General features: G+C 74.5%; 9 protein-coding genes. 6 read left to right on the top strand and 3 right to left on the bottom strand.

Going from position 1 to position 12,241, the window contains the following annotated elements; translation table 11 throughout:
• Positions 1–8: 8 nt before the first annotated feature.
• Positions 9–1,622 (bottom strand): MFS transporter, encoded by a 1,614-nt coding sequence (locus FB388_RS34195; RefSeq protein ID WP_142106817.1) that lies wholly within the window; start codon positions 1,620–1,622, stop codon positions 9–11.
• Positions 1,623–1,652: 30 nt separating this feature from the next.
• Positions 1,653–2,429 (bottom strand): glutaminyl-peptide cyclotransferase, encoded by a 777-nt coding sequence (locus FB388_RS34190; protein ID WP_142106816.1) that lies wholly within the window; start codon positions 2,427–2,429, stop codon positions 1,653–1,655.
• A gap of 27 nt (positions 2,430–2,456) precedes the next feature.
• Between FB388_RS34190 and FB388_RS34185 the strand changes: the two genes are divergently transcribed.
• The 6 genes from FB388_RS34185 (at position 2,457) to FB388_RS34160 (ending at position 10,964) form a co-directional block, all read left to right on the top strand.
• Positions 2,457–3,230 (top strand): DUF3027 domain-containing protein, encoded by a 774-nt coding sequence (locus FB388_RS34185; RefSeq protein ID WP_425468599.1) that lies wholly within the window; start codon positions 2,457–2,459, stop codon positions 3,228–3,230.
• A complete protein-coding gene (locus tag FB388_RS34180) occupies positions 3,230–6,130 on the top strand; it encodes a sacsin N-terminal ATP-binding-like domain-containing protein (protein WP_142106815.1) in 2,901 nt (966 codons plus the stop codon). The genes FB388_RS34185 and FB388_RS34180 overlap by 1 nt, the downstream gene beginning before the upstream one ends.
• Before the next feature lie 28 nt (positions 6,131–6,158).
• Entirely contained in the window at positions 6,159–7,484 is a 1,326-nt protein-coding gene (gene mshA, locus FB388_RS34175) for a D-inositol-3-phosphate glycosyltransferase (protein ID WP_246122679.1), read from the top strand.
• Complete coding sequence (locus FB388_RS34170) at positions 7,481–7,966, top strand: type III secretion system chaperone family protein (RefSeq protein WP_142106813.1); 486 nt, start codon at positions 7,481–7,483, stop codon at positions 7,964–7,966. Before mshA ends, FB388_RS34170 begins: the two co-directional genes overlap by 4 nt.
• A 129-nt stretch (positions 7,967–8,095) precedes the next feature.
• Entirely contained in the window at positions 8,096–9,043 is a 948-nt protein-coding gene (locus tag FB388_RS34165; RefSeq protein ID WP_142106812.1) for a DUF4349 domain-containing protein, read from the top strand.
• Between the two features lie 349 nt (positions 9,044–9,392).
• Positions 9,393–10,964: an AMP-binding protein gene (locus FB388_RS34160; RefSeq protein WP_142106811.1), complete on the top strand. Its 1,572-nt coding sequence runs from the start codon at positions 9,393–9,395 to the stop codon at positions 10,962–10,964.
• 156 nt (positions 10,965–11,120) lie between these two features.
• Here the strand turns inward: FB388_RS34160 and FB388_RS34155 are convergent, their stop codons facing one another.
• Positions 11,121–11,801, bottom strand: a complete 681-nt coding sequence (locus FB388_RS34155) for a class I SAM-dependent methyltransferase (protein ID WP_170225966.1) — start codon at positions 11,799–11,801, stop codon at positions 11,121–11,123.
• Between the last annotated feature and the right edge of the window lie 440 nt (positions 11,802–12,241).

Raw genomic sequence — 12,241 nt, 5'->3', positions numbered from 1 at the left:
GGCGCGGTTCAGGTGCGGCCCTGAACCCGGTGGCCGAGGAACGGCAGCAGGCTGCGGCCACGCGCGACGAGCGCCGACTGGATGCCGGCGAGCGCGATGACCCCGCTGATCACGGCGAAGCCGATCCAGAACGTGTGGTGCGGCAGCAGCACACCGATCGCCCCGCCGAACACCCAGGCGAGCGCGAGCACCGTCTCCGAGCGCCCGAACGCGGACGCCCTCGACTCCTCGGGGAGATCGCGCTGGATGACCGCGTCGAGGCAGACCTTCGCCAGCGCGCTGGCCGCGGCGCCGATCAGTCCGACGAGCGCGGCGGTCGGGATCCCCGGCAGCACCGCGGCCACCGCGCTGACGAGTACGGCGGCCGTGACGCAGGACATGATCACCGCGTCGGAACGGAGGAACTGCCTCCGCGAGCCGGTGGCGTTGCCCGCGAACGAGCCGATGCCGGCCGCGCCACCGATGATGCCGATGAGGAGGAGCTGCCGGCTCGGGTCGGCCTCCGACTGCTCGCGCACCACGAACGCGACGAACAGCGTGAGGAACCCCGTGAGCACCCGGACCGCGCCGTTGCCCCACAGCGCGACCGTGACGTGGCGGCCCATCGGTGTGCGCTTGCCCCGCGCGGTGCTGCGCAGGGTGGCCGCCACCTCGCCGATCGTGGACTCGACCCAGCGCGGGATCCGCAGGCACACGACCGTGCCGGCCACGCCGAGCAGGGCGGTGAAGATCAGCGCGCCCGGTGAGCCCCACAGCGCGGCGATCCCCGCCGCCACCGCACCGCCGACCCCGCCCGCGACGAGCCCCCACGTGGTGAGCCGCGAGTTCGTGGTGACCAGCGTGATGGCGCGCGGCAGCACCCGCGGCGTGACGGCCGCCTTGAGCACGGCGAACGACTTGCTCAGCACCATCGCGCCGAGCGCGGCGGGGTAGAGCAGCCAGTTCTCGTAGTTGAACGCCATCACGACGGCGAGCACCGCCCGTCCGGCGAACGAGACGGCGAGGGCGGCCCGGCGACCGCGTTGCAGCTTGTCGAGCAGCGGCCCGATCACGGGCGCAACCACCGCGAACGGGGCGACGGTGATGACCAGGTAGAGGGCGACGTTCGTCTTGCTCTCCGCCGTGGCGGCGGCGAAGAACAGCGTGTTGGCCAGTGCCACGGCCACGGCGGCGTCGACCGCGTAGCCCACCATCGTGGCGTAGGTGAGCGCGGTGAGACCCGAGCGATCGGCCCCGTCGGCCGTGGTGGCGCGGCGGAACGCGCGGATGCCGCCCTGGGTGAGCTCGCGGCTGCGCAGGGCCGCCACCCTGGTGACGGTGAGCTTGCGCGGCATGCGCCGGGTCGGCGGCGGCTCGGCGGGTGGCGCCTCGGCCGGCTCCTCGGCGGGCTCCTCGCCCTCGTCCTGCGGTGGTGGCGGTGTCCACGGGCGCGGCGGGGGAGTGCGCCGGTGGGCGGCCGGGTCGTAGTCGGGGTCGTCGTGCCACGGGTAGCGCCTGCGCGGCACGTAGCGTTCGGGCTCGTCAGCGCCCGGCGTGCGGCCGTCGTCCACGGTGACCCACGTGCGGCGACCGCGACGGGGCTTGGACGGGTCGGGGCGGGCCACATCCCCATTCTGACCCATCGGCGCGGCGCTGTGGCCCTTCGCGATCACTCAGGCGGGGGTGAAGCGCACCCGGAACGACGCCGGCCAGAGCTTGCCCGTCAGCAGGTACTCGTCGCCGCCCAGCGCGGCGATCCCGTTGAGCACGTCGGCGTCCGCCCGGCGCTCGTCGTCGAGCAGCCCGGCAGCGTCCACGACCGCCGTGACGTGGCCGTCGGCCGGGTCGATCCGCACGATCCGGTCGGTCTGCCAGATGTTCGCCCACACCTGCCCGTCGACGCACTCCAGCTCGTTGATCTCGGTGACCGGCTCGCCGTCGAGCGTGACGGCCACCGACCCGGTCTCGGCGAACGAGCCCGGGTCGTGGAAGCGGAGGCGGTCGGTGCCGTCGCTGCGCACGAGGCGGTCGCCTGCGCGGCACAGGCCCCAGCCCTCGCCGGCGACCGGCACCTGGCGCAGCAGAGTCAGGCTCATCCGATCCCACTCGAGCGCGACGCCGTCCTGCCAGGTGAGCTGCCAGATGCGGTCGCCGACCACCGTGATGCCTTCGCCGAACAGCTCGCCGGGCAGCGGCACCTCCCGCCGGACCGCGCCCGTGGCCGGGTCCAGCTCCCGCAGCCGCGAGTGACCTGCCAGGCCGGTGCCCTCGTACAGCCTGCCGTCCGGAGCGAGCTCGAGTCCCTGGGTGAACGCACCGGTGTCGTGCGGCAGCTCGGCGAGCACCGTGGGACGCAGCCGCTCGACGGCGGGAGCCGGGGCCGGCGCAGCCGCGGCACACCCGGCGATCACCAGTGCGAGCGCCCCGAGCAGTGCACGCCCGAAGGTCATGGCGGAGAGGGTGGCACAATCCCTCCGGTGAACGCCGTACCGACCCTCGACCCGCCCACCCGGCTCGTGGACGCGGTGGAGCAGGCTCGGGCCGCGGCGGTCGAGGAGGCCGCGGCGGACCTGGGCCCGCAGGCAGCCGATGGTGCCGTCGGCGAACACCTCGAGGCCGTCCCGGAGGGCCCCGCCGCCGTCAGCCACCACTTCGCCGCCACGCAGGGCGGCTACCAGGGCTGGCGCTGGTCGGTCACGTTGGCCACCGCGGGCGACGACGCGCCCGTCACGGTCAGCGAGGTCGTCCTCATCCCCGGCCCCGACGCCCTGGTGGCTCCCGACTGGGTGCCGTGGGAGGAGCGCGTGCGACCGGGCGACCTCGGTGTCGGCGATCTGCTGCCCGCCCCGCAGGACGACCCGCGACTCGTGCCCGGCTACATCGCCTCCGACGATCCGGCCGTCGAGGAGGTCGCCCGCGAGGTGGGCCTCGGCCGCCGGCTCGTGCTGTCCCGCTACGGGCGCGAGGAGGCCGCCCGGCGCTGGCACGAGGGCCCGCGCGGCCCGGCCACCGACATGGCCCGCGCCGCCCCAGCACCGTGCGGCACCTGCGGCTTCTTCTTCCCGATCGCCGGTTCGCTGCGCGGCGCGTTCGGGGTGTGCGGCAACGAGTACTCGCCTGCCGACGGCTCGGTGGTCGACGTCGGCTTCGGCTGCGGCGCCCACTCCGACGTGCAACCCGACACGACGTCGCCCGTGACCGTCGCCGAGCTGGTCTACGACGACGGCGTGGACCTGGAGCCGATCCGGTAGTGCCCGACCCCTTCCGGACGGCGGAACTGCGGGCCGCCGTCCTTTCCGCGTGGGCGGGCTCGCCCACCCGTTTCCGCGAGGACGCGAACGCCGAGGAGGACCTCCGGCTCGGCGGGTACGCCGACGCGTGGTTCGTCGAGCTGGCCCAGAACGCCGCCGACGCAGCGCGGGCCGCCGGCGTGCCGGGACGCATCCGGGTGGAGCTGCGCGACGGGGAGCTGGCGGTCGCCAACACCGGTGCGCCCCTCGACGAGGCCGGTGTCGCCGCGCTCGCCTCGTTGCGGGCGTCCGCGAAGCGGGACGACCCGGGCTCGGTCGGCCGCTTCGGCGTCGGATTCGCCGCGGTCCTGCCGGTGTCGGACGCCCCGCGGGTGCTGAGCACGACCGGCGGGGTGGAGTTCTCGGCGAAGCGCACGACCGACGAGGTCGGCGCGATCCCCGCGGCAGCCGCCGAGCTGGCCCGCCGGGACGGCCCGCCGGTGCTCAGGCTCGTCTGGCCGACCGACGAGCGCCCGCCGGCCGGCTACGACACCGAGGTCCGCCTGCCGTTGCGGCCGGGTGCCGACCCGGACGCCCTCCTCGCCGAGGCCCGGGACGGCGCCGCCGACCTGCTGCTCGCGTTGCCCGACCTCGTCGAGATCGCCGTCGGCGGAGAGGTCGTGACCCGGACCGGCGGGCCCGGCCCCGGCGAGGTGACGATCGCCGGGCGGCGCTGGCTCCTCGCGCGCGGCGCCGGTCGCCTCGACGACGTCGCGGCGCAGGCGGAGGCCGCCGAGCAGCGGGGGCGGCGGGACTGGTCCGTGTGCTGGGCGCTGCCGCTCTCGGCCGACGGCGCCCCGGACCCCCTCGGCGCCGACGTGCTGCACGCCCCGACGGCCACCGAGGAACGGCTCTCGCTCCCCGCGCGGGTGATCGCCACCCTGCCGCTCGAGCCGGACCGCCGCCGCGTGCGGCCGGGCCCGGCCGCCGAGGTGGTGCTGGCAGGGGCCGCGGCGGCCTACGTCGACCTCGTCCGCGGGGTCGCGCCCGAGGCCCGCCTCGTGCTCGCGCCCGAACCGGGCTTTCCCCGATCCGAGCTCGACGGGCGGCTGCGCGAGCTGCTCTCCGGCGCCCTCCGCGGTGCGGCGTGGCTGCCGGCCGTCACCGGCGCGGAGCTCGCCCCCGGCCGGGCCGAGTGGCTCGACGTCCCGCCGCTCGACGGACCCGCCGCCGCGCTGCCCGGGCTGCTCGCCGAGGCCGGGTTCGACCGGCTGCTGACCCCGGCTCCGACCGGCACCAACCCCGCGGTGCTGACCGAGCTGGGCGTGCACCGGATGCCGCTCTCCGAGCTGGTGCAGCGGCTGTTCGGGGTGGAGCAACCGCCGTCGTGGTGGCGATCGCTGTACGACGCGCTGGAGCCGCTCGCCGAGACGATGCCGGGAGCGGTGGACGAGCTGCGCGCCCTCCCCGTGCCGCTCGCCGACGGCCGCGCGGCGGCAGGCCCCGCGACCGTGCTGCTGCCTCCCGCGTCCCACGAGGGCGTGGAGCGGGTCGCCGCGCTCGGGTTGCCGGGGCTGCACATCGCACACGCCGGGGCCGTGCACCCGTTGCTTGAGCGGCTCGGGGCGGGCCTCGCGGACGCGGCCGCGTTGCTGGACCACCCCGCTCTCGCCGACGCCGTCGAGCGCTCCGTGGACGACGCCGAGGCCGGGCTGGACGTCCGCCCCCTCGCCGAGGCGGTGCTGGCGCTCGTCGCCGAGACCGGGAGCGCGCCGGAGTCGCTCGCCGCGCTGGCCCTGCCGGACGCCGAGGGCCATCCGGCGCGGGCCGACGAGCTCATGCTCCCGGACGCCGCCGTCCGCCCGCTGCTGGCCCCGGACGTCCCGCTCGACCCGCTCGACCCCGACTTCGCCGCCCGCGTGCCGCGTGCCGCGCTGCTTGCCGTCGGCGTGGTGGACGGATTCACGGTGCTGGTGGACGAGGAGCCGGTGGCGCCCGACCACGACCTCGACGACGAGGAGCAGTGGTGGGACTCCCTCGAAGCCCCACCGGCCCGCCTCGTGGCGGTCCGCGACCTGGACCTCGTGGCCGACGACGCGTGGCCCGCCGCGCTCGCGCTGCTCGCCGGTGAACGGGACACCCGCGCCGCGCTCACCACCCCCGGCTCGTACACGGCGTGGTGGCTCGGCCGGCACGCCCGGCTCGGTGGCCGGCGCCCCGCGCACTGGCGGCTCCCGACCGCCACCGACCTGGCCCCGCTCTACGACCCGCCGCCCGGCGACGGCCTCCCCGACGAGGGGGTGCTCGCCGCGATCGGCGTGCGGGCCGACCTGCGCGTCCCCGACACCTCGACGGCTGCCGACCTGCTGGCGCGGCTCGCCGACCCGGCCCGCACCCCGGACGTCTCGCTCGCCGCCGAGGCCTACGCCGAGCTCGCCGACGCCGTGGCCGACGGGCGGGTCGACCCGGTCGACCTGGAGCTCCCCGAACGGGTCAGGGCGCTCGACGGAACCGTCGCGGACGTCGACGTCGCGATGGTGCTCGACCGCCCGTGGCTCGCCGCGGTCCTGCCGGCGGGCGAGCTGGCCACCGGGGGCGACCCGGCGGCGCTGGCCGACCTGCTCGACCTCCCGCTCGCGTCGGACGTCGTCCGCGCTGCCGTGGACGGCGACGGGAGCACCGTGCGGTGGGCCGAGCTCGCCGACGTCGTCGTGGCGTGCCACACCCTCGAGATGCCGGTTCCCGAGGGCGAGCTCACCGTGCACGACGAGCTGTGGGTGCAGGTGCACCGCCCGGGATCCGGCCGCTTCCGGGTCCCTGCCTGGCGGGATGCCGTGGGACGGTGGCACGCGAGCGACCCCGTGCACGCGCTGCTCGGCCTGCTCGCCGACGGTGCGGGCGGACCGAACTCGTCAGGTTGAGCCGGCCCGCCGCGTGCTACACAGGGTCGTGACCACCGCCCGCACCGGCGAACCGCGGCGACCCGACCGGGTGTGCCTGCTGTCCGTCCACACATCGCCGCTGGAGCAGCCCGGCACGGGCGATGCAGGCGGCATGAACGTCTACATCGTGGAGACCGCCACCCGGATGGCCCGCCACGGCGTCGCAGTCGAGGTCTTCACCCGCGCGACCTCGTCGGACCTGCCGCCGGTCGTCGAGCTGGCCCCCGGTGTGCTGGTGCGGCACGTCGTCGCCGGGCCGTTCGAGGGCCTCGGCAAGCACGACCTGCCGAGCCAGCTCTGCGCCTTCACCGCGGGGGTGCTGCGCACCGAGGCGCGCCACGAGCCCGGCTACTACGACGTCGTGCACTCCCACTACTGGCTTTCCGGTCAGGTCGGCTGGCTGGCCAGGGACCGGTGGGGCGTGCCGCTCGTGCACACCGCCCACACCCTCGCCAAGGTCAAGAACGCGGCGCTCGCCGCGGGCGACGCGCCGGAGCCGGTGGTGCGGGTCATCGGCGAGGAGCAGGTCGTGGCCGAGGCCGACCGGCTGATCAGCAACACCGCGGAGGAGACCCGCCAGCTCGTCGAGCTGTACGGCGCCGACCCGCACCGCACCGTCGCCATCCCGCCCGGCGTCGATCTCGCCCGCTTCACCCCCGGCGACCGTGCCGCCGCGCGCCGCGCGCTCGACGTGCCACCGGACGCCGTCGTGCTGGCGTTCGCCGGACGCATCCAGCCGCTCAAGGCACCGCACGTGTTGCTGCGCGCCGCTGCCGAGCTGCTGCGCCGCGACCCGGCCCTGCGGTCCCGGCTGGTCGTGCTCGTCGCGGGCGGGCCGTCGGGCAGCGGCCTCGCCGAGCCCACCGCCCTGCAGGGGCTCGGTGCCGCCCTCGGCATCACCGACGTGCTGCGCTTCCTCCCGCCCCAGACGCGCGACGGCCTGGTGGACGTCTACCGGGCCGCCGACGTGGTGGCCGTGCCGAGCTACAACGAGTCGTTCGGCCTGGTGGCGCTGGAGGCGCAGGCGTGCGGCACGCCCGTCGTCGCGGCGCGGGTGGGCGGGCTGCCCGTCGCGGTGGCCGACGGGGTGTCCGGCCTGCTCGTCGACGGTCACGGCGACGAGCAGTGGGCCGACGCGCTCGGCTCCGTCGCGCTCGTCCCCGGCCGCCGCGCCGAGCTGGCGGCCCGCACCGTGGAGCACGCGCACCGGTTCTCCTGGGACCGCACCGCCGACGCCCTCCTCGACACCTACGCAGGCGCCGCCGCCGAGTTCGCGGAGCGCCAGCGGCAGGCCATGCGCGCCGGGCTGGCGGCCGGGATGATCGAGGGGTGACCGCAGCAGACGTCGACGCCACGGTCGGGGCTGCACTGGCCGAGCTCGGCGTCGACCACCACCGTCGCGAGCCGGGCCAGTTCCTCGTGACCCTGCCCGGCACCAACCGGCTCCAGACCCATTGCTGGCTCCTCGTGCGCGAGCACGCCCTGTTCGTGCAGGCGTTCGTCTGCCGGCAGCCCGACGAGGCCCACGACGCCGTCTACCGGTTCCTGCTGCAGCGCAACGCCCGGCTCTACGGCGTGCACTACGCGCTCGACCGCGTCGGCGACATCCACCTGATCGGCCGGGTCGGCCTGCACGCCGTCACGGCCGAGGAGCTCGACCGCGTGCTCGGCCAGGTCCTCGAGGCGGCCGACGGCGACTTCAACACCCTGCTCGAGCTGGGCTTCGTCACCTCGATCCGTCGCGAGCACGCCTGGCGCCAGGACCGCGGCGAGAGTCTGGCCAACCTCCGCGCCTTCGAGCACCTGTTCACCTGACGCCGCGAGTCGCGCTCTGGGTGCGGGTGAGTTGTGGCGCCGTGACGGGATCGTGACCGTCGGCGGCCAACCTGCTGCCCCCTGCCTCCCGTCCTCACCACAGGAACAGGGCGAGGAGGGGGTGGGGTCGTGCAGGTCGGGTCGAGGCGCCGGGCGGTGCTGGTCGGGGCGGGTGTGGTGCTCGCGGTGTTGGTGGCCGCGTTCGCGGTCGTGCAGGTCGGAGGTGGGGCCGGAAGCGGCGCGGGCGATGCCATGTCCGTGGCGCCGGCCCGTCCGCTCCCGGCGATCAGCAGGGGATCCGCGGCCCAGGAGAAGGGGTCGGCGGCCCCGGACGTGGACGGGAGCGACGCACAGGCCCCCGGCGTCCCGCTCGGGGGTGTGCAGCGGGAGCTCGTGCGCACGGCACAGCTCACGGTGGAGGTGGGCGACCCCGTGGCGGCGGTTCGCCAGGTCCGCACCGCCGCGGCGGGTGCGGGCGGGTTCGTCACGGAGGAACAGACGGGGGGCACCGGCAGCTGGATGGTGCTGCGGGTGCCGGCCGACGCGCTCGATCGGCTCCTGGACGAGGTCGCCGGGTACGGCCGCGTGACGACCCGCAGCAGCCAGGTGCTCGACGCGACCGAGCAGGTCGTGGACCTCGATGCGCGGGTGGCCACGCAGACCGCGAGCGTGGCGCGCGTGCGCGGCCTGCTCGCCGAGGCGAAGTCCATCGGCGACGTGGTGGCCGTCGAGTCGGAGCTCGCCCGCCGGGAGGCCGAGCTGGACTCGCTCACCCGCAGGCTCGCGGCGCTGCGCGACCAGGTCGCGCTGTCGACGCTCACCGTCGACCTGCGTGGCCCGGGCGCTGTGCCGCCGCCGGACACCGGGCCGGCACCCGGCTTCCTGGACGGCCTCGCCGCCGGCTGGGAGGGGCTGCGCGCCATCGGCTCGGCCACGGCCGCCGTGGTGGGCTTCGTGCTGCCGTTCGTGCCGGTGCTCGCGGTGCTCGTCGGGTTCGGGCTGCTCGCCCGCCGCGTCGTGCGGGCCCGGCGCACGCCGGCACCGGCAGGCGGATCGGGACCCGACGGCGAGTCGTGAGGCCGCCGCAGATCTCCTGAACGGAGAGAATGGGCGGAGCGGCCCGGGATCTGAGGGGGAGTCATGAACTCGGGCCACTCCGCTGGAACCGCCACATCGGCCGCGCGATCGGGGGCACCGCGCGCCGGTGGCATCCGGGTCGGCGAGGGGACGCCGCTCCGGTCCGGCCGGGCGAGTGGGGCTCGCCAGGGCCAGCGCGCTCACCCTGGCAGGCAGTGCGGATCAAGACAACCCTTCTGAGTTAACCCATTCAGGTGAAAGCCGCCGGTCGGGGGCCATATCGGGTCTGTACCACTGCTCCCTACCCGTGGGTAGAGTCCCGCTACTGCCACCCGCAAAGGAGCGCCGCATGCCCGTCCGCAGCCCGTACCCGGACGTCGAGATTCCGGACGTGTCGCTCTTCGACTTCCTCTTCACCGGTTTCGGTGAGCGGGCAGGAGATCCGGCGCTGATCGACGGTTCATCGGGCGCGACGATCACGTTCGGCGAGCTGGAGGGCATGGTCGGCAAGATCGCGGCGGCGCTGGCGGAACGGGGGATCGGCGCGGGCGACGTCGTGGCGTTGTTCGCGCCCAACACGCCGCACTACGTGGCCGTCTTCCACGGCATCCTCCGCGCGAACGCCGTCGTCACGAGCGTGAACTCGCTCTACACGCCAGGCGAGCTTGCCCACCAGCTCGCCGACTCGGGCGCGCAGCTCGTGTTCACCGTGTCGCCGTTCCTCGACCGGGCCATGGCCGCGGCCGCGGAGGTCGGCCTGCCGCCCCAGGCGATCGTCGTCCTCGACGGGGCCGAGGGCCACACCGGCCTGCGCGACCTGCTCGCCACCACCGCGGAACCGCCGGCCCAGACCGTGACGGGGGCCGACACGGCCGTGCTGCCCTACTCGTCGGGCACCACCGGGCGGGCCAAGGGCGTGGTGCTCACCCACCGCAACCTGGTGGCCAACCTCCAGCAGATCTCGGTGATGGGCAAAGTCGCCGGCGACACCAAGATCCTCGCGGTGCTGCCGTTCTTCCACATCTACGGCATGACCGTGATGATGAACCAGGGCCTGCACAAGCGCTCCACGGTCGTCACGATGCCGCGTTTCGACCTGCAGGAGTTCCTCCGGGTGATCTCCGAGTACCGGGTGGGGCGGGTGTACATCGCGCCCCCGGTCGCGGTCGCGCTCGCGAAGCACCCGATCGTCGACCAGTACGACCTCTCCTGCATCGACGTGATCTTCTCCGGCGCCGCACCGCTCGACGCCGAGCTCGGGCACGCCGTCGCCAAGCGCCTCGGCTGCACCGTGCTGCAGGGATACGGGATGACCGAGCTGTCCCCGGTGAGCCACTGCATGCCCGACGACCGCCCCGACCTGGACCTGAACAGCTGCGGGTTCGCCATCCCGAACGTCGTCTCCAAGCTGGTGGACCCGGAGACCGGCGAGGAGGTCGGCCCCGGCGGGCGCGGCGAGCTGTGGGTGAAGGGCCCGAACGTGATGTCGGGCTACCTCAACAACCCGGAGGCCACCGCGATCACGCTCGACGACGAGGGCTACCTGCACACCGGTGACGTCGCCACCGTCACCGAGGAGGGCGTGTTCACGATCGTCGACCGGGTCAAGGAGCTGATCAAGTACAAGGGTTACCAGGTGCCGCCCGCCGAGCTGGAGGCGCTGCTCCTGACCCACGACAAGATCGCCGACGCCGCGGTGATCGGGGTGCACGACGCCGATGGCGAGGAGGTGCCGAAGGCGTTCGTCGTGCGCCAGCAGGACACCGACCTCACCGCCGACGAGGTGATGACGTTCGTCGCCGAGCGGATCGCCCCGCACAAGAAGGTGCGGGTGGTCGAGTTCATCGACCAGATCCCGAAGTCGGCGTCCGGCAAGATCCTGCGCAAGGACCTGCGGGCGCGGGAGAGGGCGTCGAACTGAATCCTCGGGACCGGCCGGGACGGCGTCGTGGCTCGCGGATTCGTGGGGACGGCGCCGTCCGGTCGTCTGTGAGCGTGCGGGGCGGTACCGGGTCGTGCGGCGGTGCCACGGGACAGGTACGGATCGGGCCGGCTACGCCGGCCGTCGCACACACCATCACGGCATCTGCTTCCGACAGCACCACACGTCGCCCGTGAACTCGGCCATGACCGATGACCCCGGAAGCCTGCTCCCGATCTCGTCCATGAGCCATCGCCTCAGCTCCTCGTGGCTCACACGGCCTGCGCCGATCGCACTGGTCGCGTTGCTCTGGCTCATCAGGTACTCCGTCAACCCGGCCGCAGTCATTGGCACGTCGTGCCCCAGCCTCTCGTGCCCGACGAACCCGAGACCTGCTGCCTCGGCGGCCCGCTGATCGAAGTGGCTCCGCCTTGCAGGAGCGGGGAACCGCCCCCGGTAGGTCTCGGCGAGCCACTCCGTGCACGCGGCCGCTCTCCGCAGGTTCCCGCTGAAGAAGTCGGTATAGGTCACGAACGCGCCCCCGGGTTGAAGGACACGCGCGACCTCGGCTAGCACGGCAGCCTGATCGAACCAGTGGAACGCGGCGGCGACCACGACGAGCCCAACAACGTTCCCGCGCACCGGCACCCGCTCGGCCTGTGCCTGGATGTAAGCCACACCTGGCGACGGATCAGCCTGCTCCAGCATCGGACGCGACGCGTCTACCGCGACAACCTGTGCGGCGATCGACTTCACCGCGCGGGTCGACATGCCGGTCCCGCAGCCCAGGTCGAGCGCGAGCCCGACGGGTGCCGACAGACGAAGGAGACGGACCATGGCCGCGACGGCGTCGGGGTGGTAGTCGGGTCGCGCACGGGCGTATGCCTCAGCCGTGCGCGTCCCGAGAAATGGGTTCCAAACCGACACCGCAAGGCCCCCTCAGTAGTCAGACGCCAGGCTGCCTGCGCCTGCTGGCCCCCTCGGCCGAGAATGATCCATGCCTCCACGGTGGCCGCAAGGGCGCCCGCGGCGTCGCTCCGCGATGGCGCAAGCGCCACCCTTGCCCCCACCGCTGCGACGAGCAATGCGGCCAGGACGAGGGGGACAGGGGGAAGTGCGGGTCCGAGCGCGAGACTGCCCAGCCACGGGACCGGTGCGGAACGGCTCTCACGGGCTCTCTCCGTCTCGCTGCTGTTCGCCCTGGTCACGGGCAGATTCGCGCTCGGACGTGGGGATCCTGCGCAAGGACCTGCGTGCCAGGGAAGCGGCGACGAGCT

This window comes from Pseudonocardia cypriaca (assembly GCF_006717045.1).
In the GTDB taxonomy this organism is placed as follows: Bacteria; Actinomycetota; Actinomycetes; order Mycobacteriales; family Pseudonocardiaceae; genus Pseudonocardia; species Pseudonocardia cypriaca.
The sequence above is the reverse complement of the archived record's forward strand: the minus strand, read 5'-3'. Positions and strand labels throughout refer to the sequence as shown.